Below are 23,633 nucleotides of genomic sequence, written 5' to 3' on the forward strand. Positions count from 1 at the left end.
TACAACTTCAACCTCGACAAGAGCTACACGAAGTACGACTTCGCCGCCGATGGTTCTCAGACTGCCTCGCTCTACGGCACGGCCGGCCAGATGACCGAGTACGCGAAGTTCAACGCGAACGGTTTCAAGACGCTGGACATCTTCTACGGTACGGATGGCAAGGCCACGCAGCAGTACAACTTCAACCTCGACAAGAGCTACACGAAGTACGACTTCGCCGCCGATGGTTCGCAGACTGCCTCGCTCTACGGCACAACTGGCCAGATGACCGAGTACGCGAAGTTCAACGCCAACGGTTTCAAGACGCTGGACATCTTCTACGGTACGGATGGCAAGGCCACGCAGCAGTACAACTTCAACCTCGACAAGAGCTACACGAAGTACGACTTCGCCGCCGATGGTTCTCAGACTGCCTCGCTCTACGGCACGGCCGGCCAGATGACCGAGTACGCGAAGTTCAACGCGAACGGTTTCAAGACGCTGGACATCTTCTACGGTACGGATGGCAAGGCCACGCAGCAGTACAACTTCAATCTCGACAAGAGCTACACGAAGTACGACTTCGCTGCCGACGGTTCACAGACCGCCTCGCTGTACGGCACGACCGGCCAGATGACCGAATACGCGAAGTTCAACGCCAACGGTTTCAAGACGCTGGACATCTTCTACGGTACGGATGGCAAGGCCACGCAGCAGTTCGACTTCAACCTCGACAAGAGCTACACGAAGTACGACTTTGCTGCCGATGGTTCACAAACAGCGACGTTTTTCGGCGTCAATGGTCAAGTGAGCGAGTATGCGAAGTTCAATGCAGCCGGTGTCCGGACGCAGGATATTTTCTTTGGCGCGGACGGAAAGGCAACCAAGCAGATCGACTTCAATCTCGACGGCAGCTACGCTTCTCATGTCTTTAATAGTGATGGCTCACAATTCGCAGCACTGTTCGGCACCAATGGCAAGATGACAGAATATGCTACCTTCAATGCGAACGGGTTCAAGACACAGGATATCTTTTACTCTAACGGACGGGCGACGCATCAGTACGATTTTTCAGTCGACAATAGTTTCGTCGCTCACATGTTTGACGGTGCGGATGAAATGGTCGCACTTTTCGGTGCAAATCATATTGTTTACGATTATTATAAGTACTCCTATGGAAAACTGTTCGAGCGTGACATCTTCGATGGTCTGGGGCGTCAGATCGAAGCTGACCGCTTTAGCACATCGACTGGCAAACTTACCGGGTTCTCAAAGTTCACATACAACAGCGATGGAACGTACAACGCAAAAAGCTATGATTCGTCGGGACACTTGACCGCCAGTTCAAAATACACGGGCGACGGGCACTTGATCCAGAATAACACCATTTATATTCCGGGCAGTAGCGGCTTCCCCTCTGCTCAATTGATTTGGGGTTTCCAGGTATGATTGACTAAATGTACATGCAGGTATGTCTCGTCCGAAGACATACCTGCGGCGTTGGCTGATTTGACGTCGGGCCTCACTGAGCCGAAGCCAGTGAGAGCATTAATGAATTTTGTAAAAGCTTGGGAATTGGCGGGGAAATTTTGCGTTGTAATCAACGTCGGCCAGAGAGCTGATAATTTTACGTCAGCAAGCGATGGCGACTGCATTTTGCTCTACGGTTGCCGGGCCATCCGCAGGTAAAGCAACGCGCCGCCCGCGAGCAGCAGCGGGCACAGGAAATACCAGCCGGTCGTCACGAACAGCCCGGCCACCGCAATGAGCGAAATCCATGCGCAGCGGTACGCGATGCCGCCGCGCGGCAGCAGCTTCAGCGCGGCCGCCGCGCCCAGCCCGTACACCATCACGAAACAGCCGGACGTGACGAGCACGAGCGGCTTCGGCCCGACGTCCGACAGCGCCGTGGCGGCCAGCGCGACGGCCGCGAGCACGGCGATCACGCCGAGGCTGCGGCGCGGCACGCCGCCCACCTGGCTGCCTTGCGCGAGCCACGCAGGCAACGCGCCATCGCGGCCAAGCGCCGCGCCGAGTTTGGCCGCGCCCGCGAAATACGCGTTCATCGTGCCGAGCGTGAGCAGCAGCGCGGCAGCCGCCGCCAACACCTGCGCATGGCCGCCGATGCCGCCCGCGATCAGTTCGGCGAGCGGCGCGCCCGATGCGCCCGCGGAAGGCCCGAGCACCGTCACGCTCGCGGCGGCGACCGACAGATACAGGAACCCGACGACCACGACCGCGATGCCGGCCGAACGCGGCATGTCGTGTGCGGGCCGGCGGAATTCGGCGGCGAGATGTGTGATCGCTTCCCAGCCGGCGAAGCTCCACACGAGCAGCGCGGCGGCCTGGCCGACCGCGAGCCAGCCGTGCGGGGCGAACGGATGCAGGTTCGCGGTGCGCGCATGCGGGGCCGACGCAAGCACCGCGGCGAGCAGCAGCGCGACGAGCAGCACCGACAACACGAGCTGCATGCGGCCCGACACAGTGACGCCGAATGCATTCGCGGCCGACACGGTCGCGATCAGCGCGGCGGCCGTGACAATGATCGTCGTGTGTCCGCCGCCCGTGACGGCTGCGACGTATGCGCCGCCGAACATCGCGGCAGCCGGCGCGCCGGCCGGCACCGCGAAATAGAAGCACCAGCCGACGATGGCCGCAGCCTTCGGGCCGAATGCGCGCCGCGCGTAGGTGGACACACCGCCCGCATCGGGATAGCGGGCGCCGAGTGCGGCGAAGGTGGCCGCGAGCGGCCCGGACAGCACGACGAGCGCCGCCCACGCGAGCAGCGAGGCCGGCCCCGCGACTTCGGCGGCGAGCGCGGGCAACGCGATCACGCCGGTGCCGAGCACCGCGCCGATATAGAGCGCGGCGCCCTGGAAAATGGTCAGCGAACCCGCGTGATGGGCAGCGGGCGAATCGGCATGCGAAGGCATGAGCGGCAGTCTCCGGAAAACTTGTTCTGTATGGACGACGCGCGCAAGCCCGCGCGGTCGATCGTTCGATGCTACCCGAACGATGACGACCGCGCGGCCCCGCGTTCAGTAGTCTGGTGCCGCGTGGCTGTCAGCCGATGTCAGCAGGAACGCGCGAGCCGCAGCCGTGCGTCCTCGCGCGCGGCGGGCGACAGGTCGGCTGCGTAGTGGAACGTACCCGATACCAGCGACGCGACGGGCACGCCGTCGCGAAACAGCACGCGATTGCCGGCCAGCGCCGGCACCTTGTCGCCGGGCAGCAGCGTGCCGGCGAGATTCAGCGGGTCGGCGCCCGTCACGCACACGTATTGTCCATCGCCCGGTTGCCGTCGCAGTTCACGCAGGATCGGAATGGCCTCGGGCAGCGCGAACTGCTCGCCCGCGAGCCCGGCGACGAAGCGGCCGCCGCGAATCTCGCCGCGTGCTTCGAGACGTTGCAGCACGCGCACGAGTTCGCGCCAGCTCGGCAGCCAGTCGGCTTCGCGTTCGAGCAACCGCCAGAACACGACGCCGTAGCGGCGCAGCAGCGTCCACACGATATGTTCGAGCGCGTCGGAATCGGTCGTGGCGAGGCCGCGTTTCGGCGCGGGCGCGTCGTCGTCCGACGGTGCCTGACGCTGCACGAGCGCCCAGCGGCCGGCATCGTCCATCCCGCCGATCAGCGCGCCGCCGCGTCGCGTGCGGGGCGCATAGGTCGCGCTGCGCTTGACGGCCGGCTTCAGCAGCGCGCGCAGGCCCGCGTAGCTGTCCGCATTCACGAGGCCGGCCGACACGAGTTCGCCGAGCGCCTGTTCGAGCTCGACGGGCAGCATGTGTAGCTCGTCGAGCAGGGCATCGAAGAACATCGCGCCGTGCGCGGCGAGCGCGTCGCGCACTTGCGTGGCGCGTGCGGACAGCGCCGGTTGCGCATCGGGGTCGCGCAGCGCGTGCCACGCGGAAAGATGGCGGCGCGGCAGCAGCACGATCGGCGTCGTCTTCACGGGCGTGCCGGCCGCGCGGGCCGGTGCGCCGATGCGGGTCCACACCAGCTTGCCCGTGCGGCACAGCTCGTCGAGGCCACCCGCCGTGTAGTCCGTGAGCCGCGCGGGCAGCAGTGCGTCTTCCCATGCGCTTGCCGCCGCCTCGTAGCCTTCGAGTTGTTCGACCACGGCGGCCAGCGCGTCGCGGCCGGTGCCGCGCGTGTCGGGTGTCAGGTGCTGCCAGTGGAACAGGAAGCGCATGAAATCGGCGCGTTCGACCGGCTCGATCTCGCGGCGCAGCCGCTTCACCGTATAGCGATGAATGCGTGCGAGCAGGTGGCGTTCGCACCATTCGTCCGTGGCCGCGCCCGGCGTGAAGCGACCGCGCATCACGTAGCCTTCGCGCTCCAGCGCCGCGAGCGCCGTCGCGATCGACGCGGGCGGCAGGCCGAGCGGCGCGGCGATCGCATCGAGCGTGAGCGGCCCGAAGCCGGTGAGCCGCGCGCGGATCACGTCGACGAGTGCGGCATCGGCTTCCCACGGCTGCGCGCATGCGGCCGGCACCTTGAGCGCGGGTGTCATGCGGGCGTCGGGATGCAGCGCGCGCAGGCAGACGAGCCGCTCGACCGGCACCCACAGCGCGGCGCCGGCCGACGTCGAGAGTTTCGTCGCGCGACGGCGTTCCGCGAGTTCCGCGAGTCGCTCGGGCCAGCCTGCGTGCGCGTGCGCCTCGCTGTCGGCGACGCAGGCGAGGGTGAGCAGCGCATCGTGCATTTCGTCGGCGTCGCGCACGAGCGGCCACGCTTCGTCGCGCACCGCGTCGATCGCGTCGACGTCGAGCGCGCCGAGATCGTCGGCCGATTCGGGATCGCTCCAGCGGCGCGACTGCACGGCCTGCGTGCGGCGCTCCTCGAGCGGCGCGTCGTCGAGGAACGCGTAGGGCTTCGCGTTGAGGATCTCGGCTGCGAGCGGCGACGGCGCGGGCAAGTCGCGCGCGATGAGCTCGATCGCGCCGCTTTCGATCCGGCGCAGCAGCGCGAGCCAGCCGTCGGTGTCCATCGCGTCGTGCAGGCAATCGTCGAGCGTCTGGTCGACGAGCGGATGATGCGGAATCTCGCGTTCGCCGACGATGTTCTCGAGGCACGCGACCTGATCGGGGAACACCGTCGCGAGCAGATCGTCGCTTTTCATCCGCTGCAGTTGCGGCGCGGTGCGCCGGCCGCCGGTGAAACGCGGCAGCGCGAGCGCGGTGGTCGCGTTCCAGCGCCAGCGCACGCCGAACATCGGCGCGTCGAGCAGCGCCTGGATCAGCACGTGCTCGGCGCTGGCCGAACGCAGGTAGCGCCACACTTCGTCGAGCGCGAAGCTGTGCGCGAGCGACAGCGACAGGATGATCGCGTCGTCGGTCGCGGCGGCCTGCAGTTCGAAGTTGAAGTTGCGACAGAAGCGCTTGCGCAGCGCGAGCCCCCATGCGCGATTGATCCGGCTGCCGAACGGCGAATGGATCACGAGCTGCGTGCCGCCCGATTCGTCGAAGAAACGCTCCATCACGAGCGTGTCCTGCGTCGGCAACGCGCCGAGCGCAGCGCGGGTGCGCGCGAGGTAGTCGGCGATCTGGCGCGCGGCGTCGGGCGACAGGTGGAGATCGTCGACGAGCCAGCGCAACGCGGGCGCGAGGCGGCTGTCGGCGGGGGCGAGCGCGGTACCCGTTGCGGCTGGTGCGTCGGCTTCCGTTGCCGCATTGCTTACCGCGTTGCCGCCGGCACGCTTGCGCCCGCCGCTGTCGACCTGCCGGTCGCCTTCCGCGAACAGCGCGTCGAGCCGCGCGCGCAGCCGGCCGACCGCCGCCGACAGCTCGTCGCTGCGCCCGAGCCCCTCGCCGAGCCAGAACGGAATGCTCGGCGATTGCCCCTGCGCATCCTCGACCCGCACGCGGCCCGTTTCGACACGAATGATCCGGTACGACTGGTTGCCGAGCTGGAACACGTCGCCGGCCAGGCTCTCGATCGCGAAATCCTCGTTGACGGTGCCGACCTGGATACCCTGCGGTTCGAGCAGCACCGCGTAGTCGGCCATGTCGGGGATCGTGCCGCCGGACGTGGTGGCGGTCATCATCGCGTTGCGGCGGCCGCGCACCGTGCCGCCGACCACGTCGCGGTGCAGGTACGCGCCGCGCACGCCGCGACGGCTCGTGAACCCCTCGGCGAGCATCTTCATCACGTCGTCGAAGCGCTCGCGCGTCAGCCGGGCGTACGGCGCGGCCCGCGTGAAGCTTGCATACAGCGCGTCCTCCTGCCATTCCGTGCACGCGACTTCGGCGACGATCTGCTGCGCGAGCACGTCGAGCGGCGCTTCGGGAATCCGCAGCGCATCGAGTTCGCCACGCTGCACGCAATCGAGCAGCGCCGCGCATTCGACCAGCTCGTCGCGCGACAGCGGAAACAGTCGCCCCTTCGGCACGCCGCCGACGTGGTGCCCCGAGCGGCCGACGCGCTGCAGGAACGGCGCGATGCCGCGCGGCGAGCCGACCTGGCAGACGAGATCGACGTCGCCGATGTCGATGCCGAGTTCGAGCGACGCGGTCGCGACGAGCAGCTTCAGTTCGCCGCGCTTCAGGCGCTGCTCGGCGTCGAAGCGGTGCTCCTTCGCCAGGCTGCCGTGATGCGCGGCGATCGCGTCCTTGCCGAGCCGGTCGGCGAGATGGCGCGCCATGCGCTCGGCGGTGCGGCGCGTGTTGACGAACACCAGCGTCGTGCGATGCGCGGCCGCGAGCCCGGCGATGCGGTCGTACACCTGTTCCCACACATCGGTCGCCATCACCGGTTCGAGCGGCACGTTCGGCAGCTCCAGCGCGAGGTCGCGCTCGCGCGTGTGGCCGGTGTCGACGACCGCGCAGTCGCGCGGCGCGTCGGCCGGCCCGCCGACCAGGAAGCGCGCGACCGCGTCGATCGGCTTTTGCGTGGCGGACAGCCCGATGCGCGGCAGCGCGCGCCCGGTCAATGCGTCGAGGCGTTCGAGCGACAGCGCGAGATGGCTGCCGCGCTTGGACGACGCCAGCGCATGGATTTCGTCGACGATGACCGAGCGCACGTTCGACAGCATCTGGCGACCCGACGTGGACGACAGCAGCACGTACAGCGATTCGGGAGTCGTGACGAGGATGTGCGGCGCGCGCTTGCGCAGCGCGGCGCGTTCGGCCTGCGTCGTGTCGCCGGTGCGCACCGCGGTGCGGATCGCCGGCACCGGCAGGCCGAGTTGCGCGAGCGATTCGGCGATGCCGGCGAGCGGCGCGTCGAGGTTCACGTGGATGTCGTTCGACAGCGCCTTCAGCGGCGACACGTAGACGACCAGCGTCGCGTCGGGCAGCGTGCCGTCGTGCGCGAGCGCATCGCGCACCAGATCGTCGAGCGCGCACAGGAACGCGGTGAGCGTCTTGCCGGAGCCGGTCGGCGCGGCGACGAGCGTCGAGCGGCCGGCCTTGATGTGCGGCCACGCGAGCGCCTGCGCGCCGGTCGGCGCGGCAAACGTGCGCGTGAACCACGCGGCGACGGCCGGGTGGAACACGTCGAGCGCACGGGCGGCAGGGCGGGTAGCTGTGACGTCCATCGGAGCGTTGAAATAGGGTGCGAGCGGGATGCGAGCGCGCGGACGCATCGCACGCGAATCGAATCGTCAGTGTGCCAGACGTCGCGGGTGCGTGCCGGGCATGCGTGCCGACGATTCACGCTCAGGTGGGGGCTCGCCGCGCGCTTTCAATGGACCGAAAGTTGCGTGCGCGTCGGCACGCCGATCGCGCACGGAATTGCGTCGAATTGCAACTAGACGCGATGCAGCCAGCCGAGCCACTGTTCGATCAGCGGCGCACGCGACCACAGCGATTGCGCGAGCCACAGCGTGCCGCCCCAGGCGGCGGCCACGACGATCAGGTCGCAATGCCCGCTGTTCCACAGGTTCAGCGAGTGGCGCCGCCAGATCCACGGTACGCCGAGCGGATTCGGCCAGTCGGCGAGCAGGTGCATCACGCCGCCGCAGGCGAAGCCGAACAGCGGCGCGGCCCACAGCGGATGCGGATGATGAGTGAGCCCGTGCCACCCGAGCGCGAGCAGCGCGACCCAGCCGACGCCCCAGTGCGTGATGGTGCGATGCGTGATCCACAGGCGGCGCTTGCGGCTCCACCATGCGACTTCGAGCCAGTCGGGCGCGGTGCCGCCCGCGACGCCCGCCGCGAACGCGGCGAGCATGCCCGAGTGCCACGGGCCGGTGGCGCCGGTTTGCGCGACGAGGACGGCGGCGGCGACGCCGGCGGCGAAGCCGGATGCGTGATGCGCGTTGTGTGATGCCATACGGAGCGAGACGAAGAAACGTGAAGCGGCGCGTGCACGAAACGATGATGCGGCGCGCAAGCGGGGCGCTATCTTCGCAGATCGGGCCATGCCGCGGGCGAGGCGTTCGCAGATTTTTTTGCACGGGCGGCGAGGCGCGTCGCGCGGTTCGCAACTTTCGGTTTTTGTGCGGTGCGCGAAGGCGCGCGCCGCGGGCGATACCGAACGAGCCGCGTGCGTGTCGCGGCGCCGCAACGTGACCGGGCGCACACAATCGCCACGCTTTCGTCGCCCGTCGCGTGTTCGACCCTTTTTGTCCCCCTATACTACGAAGCCGGCAGATGGTCGTCGGCGCGCCAGCGGCCATCCACGGATCAGGTGCTCGTCGTGCCTGAAGGAGATCCACATGGGGGACATGCAATGACTACGCTGAATCGCTTCAAATCATCCGCTGCCGCGCTGGCGACGGTGGCCGGCATCGGCTTCCTGCCGAACGCGCCCGCTTACGCGAAGGGGCCGCAGCCCGCGGTCCTGACGAGTTCCGCGGTGGCGGTGGCCGACAAGTACAGCGCGGATGCCGCGGAGCGGATCTTCAAGGAGGGCGGCAATGCGATCGACGCGGCCGTCGCGATCGCGTTCACGCTCGCCGTCACGTACCCGGAAGCCGGCAACATCGGCGGCGGCGGCTTCATGACGATCTACAAGGACGGCAAGCCGTACTTCATCGATTACCGCGAGCGCGCGCCGCTCGCCGCGACGAAGGACATGTACCTCGACAAGGACGGCAACGTCGTCAAGGGCATGAGCCTGTACGGCCCGCGCGCGGTTGGCGTGCCGGGCACGGTGGCGGGCATGTGGGAAGCGCAGAAGCGCTTCGGCAAGCTGAAGTGGAAGCAGGTGCTCGCGCCGGCGATCCACTATGCGCGCGACGGCTTCGTCGTCGACGAGCAACTGGCGCAGCGCGGCGTCGACGCGTCGAAAGAGTTCGGCGGCAAGACCAACTTCGACAAGTACTTTTCCGGGCTGAAGGCCGGCGCGAACTTCAAGCAGCCCGATCTCGCCGACGTGCTGACGCGCATCGCGGACGGCGGCGCCGAAGGTTTCTACAAGGGCAAGACGGCCGAACTGATCGCCGCATCGATGAAGACGGGCGACGGCAACGGGCTGATCACGACCGAGGATCTCGCGCAGTACCGCGCGGTGTGGCGCCAGCCGGTGCAGGCAAAGTGGAACGGCTATGACGTGATCACCGCGCCGCCGCCGAGCTCGGGCGGCATCGGTCTCGTGCAGTTGCTGAAGATGAAGGCCGACCTGAAGCAGGACTTCGAGGGCGTGAAGCTCAACTCGCCGCAGTACATCCACCTCGTCGCGGAAATCGAGAAGCGCGTGTTCGCCGATCGCGCGCAGTATCTCGGCGACCCCGACTTCTACAAGGTGCCGATCGCGCAGCTGACCGACGACGCGTACATCGCGAAGCGCGCGGCCGAGGTCAACCCGAAGGAGCCGTCGGACACGAAGAGCGTGCAGCCGGGCCTCGGCACGACGATGCCGGAGAAGGCCGAAACGACGCACTTCTCGGTGGTCGACAAGTGGGGCAACGCGGTGTCGAACACGTACACGATCAACGGCTATTTCGGCTCGGGCGTGATCGCCGACGGCACGGGCATCGTGCTGAACGACGAGATGGACGACTTCTCCGCGAAGCCGGGCGTCGCGAACATGTTCGGCGTGGTCGGCAGCGACGCGAACGCGATCGAACCGAAGAAGCGCCCGCTGTCGTCGATGTCGCCGACGATCATGACGAAGGACGGCAAGGTGTCGCTGGTGATCGGCACGCCGGGCGGCTCGCGCATCTTCACGTCGATCTTCCAGGTGATCAACAACATCTACGACTTCAAGATGCCGTTGAAGGAAGCGGTCGGCGCGATGCGGTTCCATCACCAGCTGCTGCCGCCGAACACGATCTTCTGGGAGCCGTACCATCCGATCGAAGGCGAACTCGCGAAGCAGATCGAGGCACGCGGCTATACGCTGAAGGGGCAGGATTTCAGCGGCGACATCCAGGTCATCAAGATCGACGGCAAGACGCCGGAGGCGATGGCCGATCCGCGCGGACGGGGCGTGACGCGGATCATTCGTTGACTCGTGTACGATCCGTTGCAGTGATCGTGCCGACTCGAGCAGAAGCCGCCGGAATATCAGGCGGCTTTTTTATTGCCTGAATTATTGGCAGGGTGTGTATGTTTGAAATTCAATCGTGTAGGAGCATTTGCCGAATGCATCACCGCTTCAGCAACGCATGCGCCTGCACGATCTGCTCGGCGAGCTGATTGATCGAGATGCGCCGCTCCATCGCCTGCGTGCGGATCTGTTGATACGCCTCTTCCTCGCTGATCGCGTTGTGCTGCATCAGCAGCGCCTTCGCTTCCTGCAGCGTGCGCACGGACATCGCGCGCTGTTCGAGTTGCGCGATACGGCGCCGGTATTCGTCGTGCCGGCGGCTTTGATGACACGCGAGCGCCATCGCGCTCAACAGGCCGAACGAGCGCACCGGCGTCGTGACCGCGCTCTGCGCATCGATGCGCAGCATCAGTTCGAGGATGGTCGGGCTCTCGTAGGTCGTGACGGCGATGAGCGGCGGCCGCGCGTCGTCCTCGAGCCACGGGATCGACAGGTGCAGCAGGTCGGGCCGTACCGCGAGAATCACGAGATCGACGCTTTCCGGCAGCGTCGCGGGCGGCGGCCAGCGCTGCTCGCTCGGGCAGCCGATGCGCGACAGTTGCTCGACGAGCAGCAGGCCGTTGTCGTCGTCCGGGTAGTACACCATCACGCGCAGCGAACGCAGTTCGGCGAGCAGGCGGGGCGTCGAGCGGATCGGGGTGCGGGCGCGCATCGTCGGTTACGCCTTCAGTTCGTCGGGCGCGTGCACGCGATCGCCGAGCGAGTGCGTGACGAGGTACGGGTCGGGATGCACGCGGCGCGTCGCTTCGCGCACGATCGTGAAATTGCCGTCGGCCGTCGCGCAGCCGATGCGCGGGTACAGGCACGTGTGCTGCGTGAGCCGGTCGATCTTCACGCGGCCCTGCGGCGCATCGAATTCCGCATCGGCGAGATGCTCGACGAGCCGGTCGCGCTGGTCCGTGCCGGCGCGTGCGAGCGCATTGGCGAACAGATGGACCTGAAAATACGCGGCTTCCCACGGCGCGGACGCGCTCGCGTCGTCGCCGAAGCGCGCCTTGAGTTGCGCGATGCAGCGCCGGTTCACGTCGGAATCGATGGTCTGGAAATAGGGTGACGACGTGTAGTGCCCAGCCGCGGCCGCGCCCATCTGGCCGAGCTCGATTTCGGACGTCGTCAGGCTCGCGATCGGCATCTTGCGTGCGTCGAGGCCGGCTTGCGCATACGCGCGGTAGAACGCGGCCGTGCTGTCGCCGACCAGAGTGCTGAACACGAAGTCGGGCGCCTTCGCGCGAATGTCCTCGACCACCGCCGCGAAATCCTGCTCGGACGCGACGAGCGGCATGTACACCTCGCCGAGGATCTGACCTTCCGGATGCTGCGTGACGAGGTCGATCATGATGCGGTTCGACTCGTACGGATAGATGTAGTCGGAGCCGACCAGGTACACGCGCGCGCCGAACTGCGCGGTCATGAACGCGGCGAGCTGCACGCTGTTCTGGTTCGGCGCGGCGCCGGTGTAGATCACGTTCGGCGAGAACTCGAAGCCTTCGTAGAGCGTCGGGTAGAACAGCAGCTTGTCCCACTTCTCGACGATCGGAATCAGCGCCTTGCGGCTGCTCGACATGTAGCCGCCGAACAGCACGTTCACGCGTTCGGTGGCAATCAGCTCGTCGGCGAGCCGTGCGTAGACGGCCGGGTCCGAGCACGCATCGCGCACGACGGGCACGATCTCGCAGCCGTTCGCGCCGCCCGCTTCGTTGATCTCGGCGATCGCCTGCAGCGTGCCGCGCAACTGGCTCTGGCCGAGGTGCGACGTGCATCCGCTCTGCGAGAACAATACGCCAACCTTCACACTGTTCATTCGGTCTGTCCTGTCTGTTCCGGGGAGGGCCGTCATGCGCTCAACCGCCCGGCTGCATGCGCGACGACGGCGGGCAGGGCGTCGCCGGTCGCCGCATGCACGCAGCCGGGGCCGACGCCGAGTATTGTAGACAACCCCGGCGGCGCGCCGAACGACAAACCCGCGATCGCGACGCCGCGCTGCCGGGCCTGGCGCACCGCGTGGCGCGCATCCTCGACGAGATAGCGCGGGTCGAACACGTCGATGTCGGCGGCTTCGCCGTCGCCGATCATCAGCACGGCGGCGCGCATGCCTGCCGCTTCGCGACGCAGCAGCGCAAGCGCGTGACGCAGTGCCGCGCCGGTGCGCGTGCTCATCCCGGCGTCGGCCGCGAGCAGCGCCGCGCGACGGCCGGCGTCGAACGCGTCGCCGAAATCCTTGAAGCGCGCGTAGTACACGCGATGCCGGCCGTCGGACGTGTAGCCGTGCACGGCCCAGCGCCGTCGCTGCCGGTCGAACAGGTCGCCGAGCACGAACGCGGCGCGTTTTTCGAGCGCGGCGACCTGTGCGGCCGTCGATGCGGACAGGTCGAGCAGGATCAGCACGGGCCCGCGCGCGTCGTGGGGCACGCGGCGACGGAACACGCGCGGATCGGGCGCTTGCCTGGCGCGGCGCGCGATGCGGGCGGCAATCGCCGCGTCGACGTCGAGCGCGTCGCCATCGAGCTGGCGGCCGACGCGCCGCATCGGTTCCGACGCACGCGGCGACGGTAGCCGCTTCGCCGTGCGCCGGTCGGCCTCGATCAGCGCGGCCAGCGAGCGCGGCGGAGCCGACGTGACGGGCGCGCGCTCGACGATGGTCGTCCAGTCGCGGCGCTCGCGTCGCGTATGGCAATTCCATTCGGGATAGCGCGGCGCATCGGGTGCCGATCGAGGCTCGTCGTCGGGTTCGTCGCTTTGGCCGCCGGTCGCCGCCGACATCTCGATGCCTGCGTGGCCCGCCTGTTCGGCCGCGGCGGCGGGTTGCGCCCACAGCCACGCGTTGTCGTCGCGATACGGCAGCCACGCGCCGTCGTCGGGCTCGAAGCGCACGCGCATCTGGCCGAGATCGTTCGCGAGCCGCGACGCGATCGTGCGGAATGCGCGGTAGTCGTCGAGCCGGTCGCGCCGTTCCGCGAACCACTGCGCGCCCTTGTCGACCCACGGGTTGCCGTCGCGATACGACGGATCGAACAGCGCCTTCGCGAGCCGGGCGCACAGGCGGCCGAACGTGAGCCCTTCGCGGTCGATCGGTGCGAAAGCCGGCGCCCAGAACGTCGCCAGCCCCGGCCACGTGCGGACGAGCAGCGCCTCCACACGCGCATCCTCGATCAACCCGGCGACCGCGATACCGATCGGCGTCAGTGTGTCGGCCGGTTCGCCCGACGGCGAATGCAGCCAGTGCGCGAGCGCGTGCGCGGCCGCCGCGATGCGCGCGGCGGGCGGCAGCGTACCCGGCACGCGCAGCGCCGCATGGCCGAGCGTCGCACGCAGCGCCGCATCGTCGAGCCGCACGTCGGTCTCGTGCGCGGTCATCCCGTGCAGGAAGCGGGCGAGGTGCAGCGCGCTCATGTCGCGAAGTGCGCGGCGGCCATCGTCTGCAGCGCGGCCCGCGTGTCGGCGTCGTCGGTCGCCGCGTCGCTGATCGCGATCCGGCACGCGTCGAGCGGCGCGAGCCCCGCGACGATCAGCCGGGCAGCGTGCACGAGCAGGCGCGTCGAGGCGCCTTCGTCGAGCCCGTCGCCGGCCAGCGCACGCGTGCGCTGCGCGAGATCGACGAGCCGGCGCGCGGTGTCGCGATCGACGCCGCTTTCGCGCACGACGACCTCGGCCTCGTGCGCGGCGTCCGGATAGCCGAAGTCGATCGCGACGAAGCGTTGCCGCGTCGACGGCTTCAGCCGCCGGTGTTCGCCGTGATAGCCGGGGTTGTACGAGATCACCAGATGGAAATCCGGATGCGCATGCACGACTTCGCCGAGCCGGTCGAGCGGCAGCACGCGCCGCGAGTCGGTCAGCGGGTGGATCACGACCGTCGCGTCGGGGCGCGCCTCGACGATCTCGTCGAGATAGCAGATCGCGCCATGCCGCGCGGCGAGCGTGAGCGGCCCGTCGGCCCAGTAGGTGCCGTCGGCGTCGAGCAGGTGCCGGCCCGTCAGGTCGGCCGCGGACGTATCGTCGTTGCACGCGACCTGGATCAGCGGCAGGCCCATGCGCCACGCCATGTACTCGACGAAACGCGTCTTGCCGCAACCGGTCGGCCCTTTCAGCAGGACCGGCAGGCGCTGGCGGCAGGCCGTCTCGAACCAGTCGGCTTCGGCGCCGGCCGGCTGGTAGAACGGCGCGTCGACCATGCGGTGTCCGGCGAGCGGATCGGCGGCCAGCGGCGTATCGCGTGCGCTCATCACCACCTCCCCGTCATCATCAGCATGCCGGGCAACCAGCAGGTGCCGACACCGATCGCGATCGTGTAGCCGGGCAGGAAGCGTACGCGCCGCTTCAGACCGAGCGCGACGAAGAACAGGAACCACAGGCTCGACCACAGCAGCCACATCGCACCGAAGCGCACGTCGTGCGACGTGCCCGCATAGACGAGCGCGCTGATCGCGACGAACAGGCAGTACCAGCCGAGCCCCGCGCCTTGCAGCCCGCGCCACTGGACGGCCGCGAGATACAGGTACGTGAACGCGAACAGCAGGCCGCCCGCGCTCGAGAAATACTGCGGGGGCGTCGATGCCTGCACGAGGCCGGCGAGGTTGATCAGCAGCGCGAGCAAGCCGACGAGCAGGTTCAGGCCGGCCGCGTCGCGCGGTTCGATGCGGCCGGTGAGCGCGACGCCGTTGACGACCAGCACCGCGCCGATGAAGAAGAGAGCGACACCGAGCATGATGAAGGCTCCAGAGTGGGGCGGAGCCGTTCGCGCGGGCGGCGCGAACGGCCGGGCAATGCGCGGGCTCAGCGGTGCGCGGGCGCTTCGGACGGAATGCCTTCGATCGGGCATTCGGGCGTGCCGGGTGTCGCGCGCGTCAGGCGCTCGACGGCCTGGCGCGTGCCGTCCGGATCGTTCACCCAGTTCGCGTAGAACTCGAACGGGCATTGCGCGACGCCGTTCGGCGATTCGCCGGAGCCGATCTTGCCGGTGTAGCCGCGGTGCAGCAGCTTGTACAGGTGGTTCTGCGACTGCATGTTGCGGCGCGCGTCGCGGATCAGGCTCACCGACAGTTCCGCATACTGCACGCCGTTTTCTTCCTCGCCGCATTCGCCGAGCGTGCGGCCGTCGAAGCCGACGATCGCCGAGTGCCCGAAATACGAATACACGCCGTCGAACCCGGATGCGTTCGCGACCGCGACATAGCAGTTGTTCATGAACGCCATCGCCTTCGACACGAGCACCTGCTGATCCTTTGCCGGGTACATGTAACCCTGGCAGCGCACGACCAGCTCGGCGCCGCGCATCGCGCAATCGCGCCAGATCTCCGGATAGTTGCCGTCGTCGCAGATGATCAGGCTGATCTTGAGCCCCTTCGGCCCGTCGGCGACGTACGTGCAGTTGCCCGGATACCAGCCTTCGACGGGCACCCACGGCATGATCTTGCGGTACTTCTGCACGATCTCGCCCCGGTTGTCGATCAGCACGAGCGTGTTGTACGGCGCCTTGTTCGGGTGCTCCTCGTGGCGTTCGCCGGTCAGCGAGAACACGCCCCACACGTTGGCCTTGCGGCACGCGGCCGCGAAGATGTCGGTTTCCTCGCCGGGGATCGTCGATGCCGTGTCGTACATCTCCTTCGCGTCGTACATGATCCCGTGGGTCGAATACTCGGGAAACACGATGAGATCCATGCCGGGCAGGCCGCGCTTGATGCCGACCACGCGCTCCGCGATTTCGCGGGCGTTCGCGATCACCTCGGCGCGGGTGTGCAGGCGCGGCATCTTGTACTGGACGACGGCGACGCCGACGGCGTCGTTGCTGCTGGAAATATCGCCATGACGCATGGTGTGCTCCTGGTTCGGGTGAAGACGTGCGTTTTCGAAAGGCAAAAAAAAGCCCTTGCCTCGACGAGCGAGGCAAGGGCTTCTTTGCCGGTCCGTTCATCCGACAACGCTGTCGGATAACGGGAATGCGGATGAGTGGCCGGATGCGCGGCCGGCGAAGCGCGGGCTATCGGGCTCGCGCTGCGCACGATCGTGGGACGTCTTTGTCCGCCGGATCGATGGGATGCACTCTATGCAAAGTTTTTTTCGGACGCAACATCGCGTATACCCCTGCACGTCGTGAAGGCGGGGCGAGCGGCTCGACGTGCGGCCGGGACCGCGCATTGCGTGGCGCGCTCGTGCGGGGTCGGACGCAAGTTTGCCGGGAGCGGCGCACGGCAATCGCGATGCAACGGTGTCGCCGAAGCAATCGGCCGGTGCATCGGCGCACCGCTATAAAGTTGTGTACGCAACGTTATGGGATCCCGCGATATACGCCGAGACGCGTTCAGCTCCGATCGTTCGCCGCGTTGCTTTCGAGGAAAGTGTCCACCGCGATCAGCGATTGTTCGTCGAGCGTGCCGAGCACGCTTTTCAGCTTCAACTGCAACTTCAGCGCATCGAGATAGCTGTCGAACAGCTTCTGCCGGATGCCCGAGATGTCGCGCCGCAGGTTCAGCGTTTCGTACGTCGTGCTGTAGCCGACCTGGTGCGCCTTCATCGACGAATCGTACGCGAGCCGCGCGGCCTGCAGCGACTGCTGCAGCGCGCGAATGCGCTTGCCGACCGATTCGAGCGCGGACAACGCCTCGCGATGATCGGTGCTCAGTTGCTCCTCGACCTCGCGCAGCCGGTTGCGGTACTGCTCGGTCACGTGCTCGGCCTCGACCTGCCGGTAGTACACGCTGCCGCCGGAGAAGATCGGGATCGTCACCTGCACGCCGACCGCACTTTGATGGAAGTCCGAGCGATCGGTGAGCCCGCGCAGGTTCGGGTTGAGTCCGCGCGAATACGACGCGAACAGGTCGACGGTCGGCAAGTGTTCGGCGCTGACGCGCTTCGCGGCAAGGCGCGCGACCTGAACGTCGCGATAGGCCTGCCGGTACGCGGGGTTGTCCTGCGGCGCGTAGTCGCCGGACGGAATGCGCGGCGACGACCCGCGCATCGCGAGCCGCGGCCAGCGCGCGAAATCGATCGTCGAGCCGAGCAACGTCTCGTAACGCGCGCGCCGCGTGTCGACGTCGGTCTGCGCGAGCGCTTCGTCGGATTGCGCGAGGCTGCGGCGCGCCTCGATCTCGGCGGTGTCGCCGATCGTCTTCATCCCGAGCTGCGCCATGCGCCGCGTGTCGCTTTCGAGCCGCGTGAGCGCGCTGACTTCGTCGTCGGCCGATTGCAGTTTCTCGCGCGCGCTCAGCAGATCGAAGCACGCATTCGCGACTCGCAGGATCAGGTCCTGCTTCGCGACTTCCAGTTTCTGCTTCGCCGCTTCCTCGTACTCGGTCGCGCGCCGCATGTCGTACAGGTAGGGCACGTTGAACAGCGCTTGCGTCACCTGCGCGGAACCGTATGCCGCGTTGCTCGATCCGCTGACGTCGATGCCGAACAGGTTCGCGTGCGTGCCGTAGCGCCCCCATTCGAGCTGCGCGGCAGCCTGCGGCAGCATCTGCGCGCGCGCCTCGGGGAATTTCTGGCGGGCCGCGTCGTATTCGCTGCGGGCTTGCAGGTAGCGCGGATCGTGCACGGACGCGTACTGGTAGGCGGTATCGAGGCAGAACGCACGAGCGTGTGCCGGCACGCCGACTATCGTTACAGCGAACAATGTCATGGTTGCAAGTCGGGGATTCCACCTAGTCGAAAATCTTGATAGGGAAATACCCGCATCCGGTGTCGCCGACCCGCGATTCGTGCGCCTCGTTTCAAACATGGCCGTCTTCGTCTCCTGTCCGTGCCGCAATGCATTGCGGCGGGATTTAAACGTTTTGAAATTGAAATTCAAACAGCGTGAATGCCTGCTACTCGCCGCGCATCGGAAAATACGGCTGTAAGAGTGTGTCCTCCATTGAATTCCGACGCGCCCGCATGATAGCCTGATTTCGGCTGGTAATCGCAGTGATTATTAGATTAACAAGTCGCTCGGGATTAAAAGCCGTTGGTCTTTCAATGAAGGTTCTTTGCATCATCTTTATTTTTTACGAGGAGAGAATGATGAAGGTCATGACGACGGAACAGGTCAGGAATGTGCATGGCGGCGGTGCGATCAGCTCGCTGGGTAGCCTCGCCGTTGACGCCGCGCCGGTGGTGACCGCGCTCGGCCAATTCCTGCCGAGCCTCGGCAATTACCTGCAGAACCCGAAGACGTTCAATAACACCGGCAAGTAACCGCCGTGCGCGGGGAGGCGCCCCCCGCGTCAGATGCTGCGAAACAGAAGGAAAAGAATCGATCGCCGCAGTGGATATAAAGTGACTTCGAAATGCATTATTTCGAAATCGGGCGATTGTCAGGAGGCGGGAGTGCCGGATTATCGCCGTAATAAAGTGAACGGCCATTGAGCTTGCAATTGGCTGACGGCTGTTGGCATTCCGACAATATAAAGGCCACAACAAATGCGAGACATCACGGAAGAACAGGCCCGCCAGATTCGGGGCGGCGCGTCGCTTTACTCCAACTCGGCCGCCTATACGGTCGATCTCGTCAATCAGTCGATCGGGACCACGCTGCAAGGCCTGATGACCCAGTACCAGGCCCACGCCGTCGAACAGTTCCGGATGTCGCTCGGCTCGTCGCGCTGAGCGGCCCGCCGAGCGGCCGGTAACGCCGATCTTCCGTCGCGGCCGGTAGCGCCGGCTGCGCCTCATGCGTATCGCGCACGACCCGCCACGGGCCCGCACTGGCTGGCCCGGGCGGCGCGTCGTCGCGCCCCGGGTGCCCGACCATGCTCTTCAATACGCGTAAAGTCCGTCCGGTCCTGCAGGACGAAGTGACGGAGTGCGGCCTGGCCTGCCTCGCGATGATCGCGTCGTGGCACGGGCGCGACACGACGTTGCGCACGCTGCGCAACCGCTATCCGGTGCGGATCGACTCCGGCCTGTCGTTCTTCGACCTGATGGAGATCGCCAACGATCTCGGCCTGCGCGCCCGCGGGCTGCAGTTCGACGCGGGCGAGCTCGACGCGCTGAAGACGCCGTGCATCCTGCACTGGGGGATGAACCACTATGTCGTGCTGACGAAGGTCGGCTACGGCAGCGTGCACATCGTCGACCCCGCGCTCGGCGAGACGAAGCTGCCGCTCGCGCAGGCGCTCACGCACATCACCGGCTATGCGCTCGAACTGAATCCGGACATCGGGTTCACGCGGGCCGGGCAGGCCGACCGGATCCGGCTGCGCGACTACCTCGAAGGGCTGACCGGCATCCGCAAGAGCCTCGCGATCGGTATCGCCGGCGGCGTCGCCGCGCAGCTCCTGCTGCTGCTCGGCCCGTCGTACGTGCAACTGACGATCGACGAGGCGCTGAAGAAGACCGACGTCGACATCCTGTACCTGCTGACGATCCTGTTCGCGATCGTGTTCCTGTTCGACACGCTCTACGCGAACCTGGTCGGCAACATCAAGAGCTATCTGCGCAACATCGTGTCGCAGCAGTTGTCGGCGAACCTGGTCGGCCATCTCGCGCGGCTGCCGATCGGCTATTTCCTGTTTCACAACACCGGCGATTCGATCTCGCGCGTGTCGTCGGTGTCGGAGGTCGGGCGGTTTCTCGTCGACGGGCTGGTCGGCGGGCTGCTGAACATCGTCACCTGCACGCTGACGCTCGTGCTGATGCTGTACTACAGCCCCGTGCTGGCCGGCATCAGCCTCGCCGGGATGGTGCTGTTCGCATTGAGCCGGCTCGCGATCCAGCCGCAGCTGCAGGACGCGATGTCGCAGATCCTCACCCGCGGCGCCGAGGCCGACGCGCTGCTGATCGAGAACATCCGGTCCGCGCATTCGATCAAGCTGCTGTCGGCCGAAACCGCGCGCAGCAGCCTGTGGGTCAATGCGTTCACGCAGAAGCTGCAGGCGATGCGCCAGCAGGAGCGGTTGCAATTGCTGTTCGATGCGATCTCGAAGGGGATCGTGCACGTCGAGCAACTGGTGATCGTCACGTACGGCGCGTGGCTCGTGATGCACGGCCAGAGCACGATCGGCGTGATCTACGCGTTCATCCAGTACAAGAACCTGTTCGCGGACAAGTTCATCGATTCGATCCAGCTCTACGTGCGGCGCAAGGTGCTGCAGGTGCACATGGATCGCGTCGCGGACGTGCTGCAGACCGAGACCGAGGAGCCGGCGCCGGACGCGGTCGTGCGGCCGATCGACGGGTTCGACGGCGCGCTGTCGATCCGCGCGCTGTCGTACACGCCGAAGGGCGGCCAGCGGCCGATCCTGAGCGATGTGACGCTCGACGTGCCGGCCGGCAGCAAGATCGCGATCGTCGGGCGCACCGGCAGCGGCAAGACGACGCTGCTGAACCTGATCTGCGGGCTCGTGCGGCCCGCGCCCGGCACGCTGTTCGTCGGCGGCGTCGATCTCGCGGAAGTGAACCTGCGGCAATACCGCAAGCATCTCGCGGCCGTCACGCAGTCCGACCAGCTGTTTCGCGGGACGATCCGCGACAACATCACGAATTTCGCGCCCGCGCCGCGGATCGGCGCGATGTTCGACGCGGCGAAGCTCGCATGCATCCACGACGAGATCGAGCGGCTCGACCATCGCTACGACACGCCGCTCGGCGATACGCAGAAATTCCTGTCGGCCGGCCAGATGCAGCGGCTGCTGATCGCGCGGGCACTGTATTGCGAGCCGCGCCTGCTGATCCTCGACGAGTTTTCGTCGAATCTCGACCAGACGACCACGCACGAAATCTGCCGCAACGTGCTGACGCTGCCGTGCACGATCGTGCTCGTCACGCACGATGCGTCGATCCTGTCGATGGTCGACCGGATCTACCGGATGCACGACGGCGTGCTGACCGACGCGACCGACGCGACCGACGCGTGGCGTGCGAACGAGGAGGCGCGGTGATGCTCGGGCGACTGTTCCTGCTCAATCCGTTCTCTTATGCGTTCCTGGTGCGCCGCGCGGTGCGCGCGGTCGCGCTGCGCACGTCGCCCGCGCGCGGGCTGCGGCTGATGCGCTGGTGCTCGGGCGCGTGCCTGCGCTGCTTTCCGTGCATTCGCGAGTCGATCGAGCGCGCGGTCGCTTACATGCTGGGCGCGCACCTGAACGACGATCCGCGGCGCGTGCGGGAAGTGTCGGCCGCGATCGTGCGCGAGCTGTTCGAGGCCGAGTTCGCGGGGCTCAAGCTGCGCACGCACAGCCTCGCATCGATGAAGACGATGATCGACGGCATGGCGTGCGAGGGCGACGACCAGTTGCGCGCCGCACTCGCACGCGGCGGCCCGCTGATGCTCGCGGGGCTGCACTTCGGCAACCTGATGCTGTTCGTCACGAAGCTGCGCTTCATGATTCCCGACGATCGCAAGCTGATGGTGATCCTGCACCGCGATGCGCCGGGCGCGTTCTTCGACGATGCGCTGCGGCTCGTCGCCGAGTACGGCGCCGGCGAAGTCGAATTCATCGACATCGAGGAGCGCGTACACCTGCGGCGGCTGATCACGAGCCTGCGACGCGAGGCGCCGGTGTTCCTGCTGTTCTCCGACCTGCACGGCAAATTCGGCAAGACCAATCGCTGCCGGCTCGGCGGGCGTTGGGTGCGGATGGCCGGCGGCGGCGTGAAGCTCGCGGTCGAGCAGGGCATTCCGCTGCTGGTCGCGTATGCGACCGGCGTGCCGTTCCGCGATCGCTGCGCGGTGCATTTCACCGCGCTCGCGGCCAGCCCGCTCGCGCCGATGCTCGGCACCGACGCCGACGCGTCACCGGTGCGCGCGACGCACCAGCGCATCGTCGACCGTCTCGAGCAGGCGCTCGTGCGCCAGCCCGAGCAATGGCATTTCTGGGAACACTTCACGCCTTACCTGATGCCGGCGCCGCTACTCGATGCGGCCGCGCGGCGTCGCTCCTGACGAGCCCGCCCCATGCCGACCTGGAATTCCGCCCTCCGAGAACAGAAGCCGTCGCGCAAGCTCGCGCGCGGCACGACCTTCGGCACCGTGATTCACGGCGTCGTCGACGTGCCGGTGTCGATGCGGTTCTTCTGCTACCTGTCGCTGGCGATGTTCGCGATGTTCGTGACCGCGCTCGTCGAGCTGAGCTACGCGAACACCGAGAGCGTGTCGGGGATGCTGACGCCGCGCTCCGGGCTGATCGGCGTCGGTGCGCCGCCGGGCTGGGCGGTACGCGAAGTCTACGTCGGCAAGGATCAGCACGTGAAGGCCGGCCAGCGGCTGCTCGCGGTGACGCGCGACACGAGCTTCGTCAGCCAGGCGAACAACGTGCAGGGGATGCGCGCGGCGCTCGACCGGCAACGCATCGAGGTGACGCAGCAGATCGACGCGGCGCGGCTCGAATACCGGTCGTCGGTGCAGCAGATCAACCAGCAGATCGCCGCGCAGGGCGAGAGCCGCGGGCTGGTCGACCGGCAGATCCAGGGCCAGAAGCGCATCGTCGACGAATACGGCGAACGGCGCGCACGCGTGAAGCAGCTGCTCGACGAACAGGTGGTGACGCTCGAACAGTACAACCAGGTCAACACGCAATACCTGCAGGCCGGGCAGGCGTACCAGGACCTGCTGCTGCGCCGCGCCGAACTCGCGAAGAACGCGATGAAGCTGCGCGGCGACCTCGACACGATGCAGAGCAAGTACGACGGCGCGAATGCGGAGCTGAAGATCAAGCAGGAGGAGCTGAACGCGAAGGAATACAACATCGACGAGAACGTGAACCAGGTGCTGTACGCGCCGGCCGACGGGCAGATCGTGCGGCTCGACGTCGTGCAGGGCGGCGTGATCGACCCGCCCGGCACGCGCGTCGTCGAGATCCTGCCGGCAAAGGCCGACGGGCTGATCGCCGAGGTCTACATTCCGTCGTCGAAGGCCGGCTTCGTGAAGAAGGGGCAGGCGGTGAAGGTTGCGTACGCAAGCTATCCGGTCGAGAAGTTCGGTACGTATCGCGGCAAGGTGCTGTCGATCTCGCCCGTCGCGTTCTCGGCGAAGGAGCTGAACCTGCCGGGCGATGCGGCCGCGCCGCAGACCTACTTCAAGACCTGGGTCGAACTCGCCGAGCGCACGCCGTCGTTCGACGGGCGGCCGCTGTCGTTGCGGGCCGGGATGATGCTGAAGGCGGACATCGTGCTGGAGCGGCGCAGCCTGCTCGAATGGCTGTTCGAGCCGCTGTACCGGATTCGCCAGCGCCTGTTCGGCGTGCCGGCCTGAG

Annotated in this window: 17 protein-coding genes; 7 read left to right on the top strand and 10 right to left on the bottom strand. The window is 67.0% G+C overall.

The features are described 5' to 3' along the window. The coding region (locus H0X90_RS22425) for a hypothetical protein (protein ID WP_196438234.1) at positions 1-1,428 on the top strand (1,428 nt) is incomplete at its 5' end. A 212-nt stretch (positions 1,429-1,640) separates the two neighbouring features. Here the strand turns inward: H0X90_RS22425 and H0X90_RS22430 are convergent. From H0X90_RS22430 to H0X90_RS22440, 3 genes are all read right to left on the bottom strand, one after another. After that, on the bottom strand, positions 1,641-2,912 hold the full coding sequence (locus tag H0X90_RS22430; RefSeq protein WP_034202447.1) for an APC family permease: 1,272 nt from the start codon (positions 2,910-2,912) through the stop codon (positions 1,641-1,643). Between the two features lie 140 nt (positions 2,913-3,052). Beyond that, the gene (locus H0X90_RS22435) at positions 3,053-7,516 is read right to left on the bottom strand and encodes a DEAD/DEAH box helicase (RefSeq protein WP_077189185.1); all 4,464 of its coding nucleotides are present in this window, start codon (positions 7,514-7,516) and stop codon (positions 3,053-3,055) included. A gap of 212 nt (positions 7,517-7,728) precedes the next feature. Further along, entirely contained in the window at positions 7,729-8,253 is a 525-nt protein-coding gene (locus H0X90_RS22440; RefSeq protein ID WP_034202445.1) for a metal-dependent hydrolase, read from the bottom strand. A gap of 399 nt (positions 8,254-8,652) precedes the next feature. Here H0X90_RS22440 and ggt point away from each other — a divergent pair, with 399 nt between their 5' ends. After that, on the top strand, positions 8,653-10,374 hold the full coding sequence (ggt, locus tag H0X90_RS22445) for a gamma-glutamyltransferase (protein ID WP_034202444.1): 1,722 nt from the start codon (positions 8,653-8,655) through the stop codon (positions 10,372-10,374). Between the two features lie 139 nt (positions 10,375-10,513). Here ggt and H0X90_RS22450 read toward each other — a convergent pair whose 3' ends face one another. From H0X90_RS22450 to H0X90_RS22480, 7 genes are all read right to left on the bottom strand, one after another. After that, entirely contained in the window at positions 10,514-11,125 is a 612-nt protein-coding gene (locus H0X90_RS22450; RefSeq protein ID WP_006481676.1) for an ANTAR domain-containing response regulator, read from the bottom strand. Positions 11,126-11,131: 6 nt separating this feature from the next. After that, complete coding sequence (locus H0X90_RS22455; protein WP_006495016.1) at positions 11,132-12,274, bottom strand: transporter substrate-binding domain-containing protein; 1,143 nt, start codon at positions 12,272-12,274, stop codon at positions 11,132-11,134. Positions 12,275-12,306: 32 nt separating this feature from the next. Further along, complete coding sequence (locus tag H0X90_RS22460; RefSeq protein ID WP_006495015.1) at positions 12,307-13,863, bottom strand: VWA domain-containing protein; 1,557 nt, start codon at positions 13,861-13,863, stop codon at positions 12,307-12,309. Beyond that, positions 13,860-14,693: a CbbQ/NirQ/NorQ/GpvN family protein gene (locus tag H0X90_RS22465; protein WP_034202442.1), complete on the bottom strand. Its 834-nt coding sequence runs from the start codon at positions 14,691-14,693 to the stop codon at positions 13,860-13,862. The genes H0X90_RS22460 and H0X90_RS22465 overlap by 4 nt, the downstream gene beginning before the upstream one ends. Continuing rightward, entirely contained in the window at positions 14,693-15,175 is a 483-nt protein-coding gene (locus H0X90_RS22470; RefSeq protein ID WP_006481687.1) for an AmiS/UreI family transporter, read from the bottom strand. The genes H0X90_RS22465 and H0X90_RS22470 overlap by 1 nt, the downstream gene beginning before the upstream one ends. Positions 15,176-15,243: 68 nt before the next feature. After that, on the bottom strand, positions 15,244-16,281 hold the full coding sequence (locus tag H0X90_RS22475) for an aliphatic amidase (protein ID WP_006481691.1): 1,038 nt from the start codon (positions 16,279-16,281) through the stop codon (positions 15,244-15,246). Positions 16,282-16,768: 487 nt separating this feature from the next. Beyond that, on the bottom strand, positions 16,769-18,184 hold the full coding sequence (locus H0X90_RS22480; RefSeq protein ID WP_077189183.1) for a TolC family protein: 1,416 nt from the start codon (positions 18,182-18,184) through the stop codon (positions 16,769-16,771). 278 nt (positions 18,185-18,462) lie between these two features. Here H0X90_RS22480 and H0X90_RS22485 point away from each other — a divergent pair, with 278 nt between their 5' ends. From H0X90_RS22485 to H0X90_RS22505, 5 genes are all read left to right on the top strand, one after another. Then, complete coding sequence (locus H0X90_RS22485; RefSeq protein WP_006479216.1) at positions 18,463-18,639, top strand: hypothetical protein; 177 nt, start codon at positions 18,463-18,465, stop codon at positions 18,637-18,639. A 225-nt stretch (positions 18,640-18,864) separates the two neighbouring features. Continuing rightward, positions 18,865-19,050 carry a hypothetical protein gene (locus tag H0X90_RS22490; protein ID WP_006479215.1) on the top strand — a complete coding sequence of 62 codons (186 nt, stop codon included), beginning with the start codon at positions 18,865-18,867 and terminating at the stop codon, positions 19,048-19,050. Positions 19,051-19,193: 143 nt separating this feature from the next. Next, complete coding sequence (locus H0X90_RS22495) at positions 19,194-21,323, top strand: peptidase domain-containing ABC transporter (protein WP_077189182.1); 2,130 nt, start codon at positions 19,194-19,196, stop codon at positions 21,321-21,323. Beyond that, entirely contained in the window at positions 21,320-22,324 is a 1,005-nt protein-coding gene (locus tag H0X90_RS22500) for a hypothetical protein (protein WP_171984129.1), read from the top strand. Before H0X90_RS22495 ends, H0X90_RS22500 begins: the two co-directional genes overlap by 4 nt. Before the next feature lie 12 nt (positions 22,325-22,336). Then, positions 22,337-23,632 (top strand): HlyD family efflux transporter periplasmic adaptor subunit, encoded by a 1,296-nt coding sequence (locus H0X90_RS22505; protein ID WP_077189180.1) that lies wholly within the window; start codon positions 22,337-22,339, stop codon positions 23,630-23,632. Position 23,633: the final 1 nt, after the last annotated feature.

Source organism: Burkholderia sp. 9775_39, from assembly GCF_015712225.1.
GTDB classification, from domain to species: domain Bacteria; phylum Pseudomonadota; class Gammaproteobacteria; order Burkholderiales; family Burkholderiaceae; genus Burkholderia; species Burkholderia cenocepacia.

Excerpts from the sequence above, each read along its gene's own strand:
- H0X90_RS22430 (WP_034202447.1), bottom strand. The coding sequence starts at position 2,912 with ATGCCTTCGCATGCCGATTCGCCCGCTGCCCATCACGCGGGTTCGCTG.
- H0X90_RS22435 (WP_077189185.1), bottom strand. The coding sequence starts at position 7,516 with ATGGACGTCACAGCTACCCGCCCTGCCGCCCGTGCGCTCGACGTGTTC.
- H0X90_RS22440 (WP_034202445.1), bottom strand. The coding sequence starts at position 8,253 with ATGGCATCACACAACGCGCATCACGCATCCGGCTTCGCCGCCGGCGTC.
- ggt (WP_034202444.1), top strand. The coding sequence starts at position 8,653 with ATGACTACGCTGAATCGCTTCAAATCATCCGCTGCCGCGCTGGCGACG.
- H0X90_RS22450 (WP_006481676.1), bottom strand. The coding sequence starts at position 11,125 with ATGCGCGCCCGCACCCCGATCCGCTCGACGCCCCGCCTGCTCGCCGAA.
- H0X90_RS22455 (WP_006495016.1), bottom strand. The coding sequence starts at position 12,274 with ATGAACAGTGTGAAGGTTGGCGTATTGTTCTCGCAGAGCGGATGCACG.
- H0X90_RS22460 (WP_006495015.1), bottom strand. The coding sequence starts at position 13,863 with ATGAGCGCGCTGCACCTCGCCCGCTTCCTGCACGGGATGACCGCGCAC.
- H0X90_RS22465 (WP_034202442.1), bottom strand. The coding sequence starts at position 14,693 with ATGAGCGCACGCGATACGCCGCTGGCCGCCGATCCGCTCGCCGGACAC.
- H0X90_RS22470 (WP_006481687.1), bottom strand. The coding sequence starts at position 15,175 with ATGCTCGGTGTCGCTCTCTTCTTCATCGGCGCGGTGCTGGTCGTCAAC.
- H0X90_RS22475 (WP_006481691.1), bottom strand. The coding sequence starts at position 16,281 with ATGCGTCATGGCGATATTTCCAGCAGCAACGACGCCGTCGGCGTCGCC.
- H0X90_RS22480 (WP_077189183.1), bottom strand. The coding sequence starts at position 18,184 with ATGTTTGAAACGAGGCGCACGAATCGCGGGTCGGCGACACCGGATGCG.
- H0X90_RS22485 (WP_006479216.1), top strand. The coding sequence starts at position 18,463 with ATGATGAAGGTCATGACGACGGAACAGGTCAGGAATGTGCATGGCGGC.
- H0X90_RS22490 (WP_006479215.1), top strand. The coding sequence starts at position 18,865 with ATGCGAGACATCACGGAAGAACAGGCCCGCCAGATTCGGGGCGGCGCG.
- H0X90_RS22495 (WP_077189182.1), top strand. The coding sequence starts at position 19,194 with ATGCTCTTCAATACGCGTAAAGTCCGTCCGGTCCTGCAGGACGAAGTG.
- H0X90_RS22505 (WP_077189180.1), top strand. The coding sequence starts at position 22,337 with ATGCCGACCTGGAATTCCGCCCTCCGAGAACAGAAGCCGTCGCGCAAG.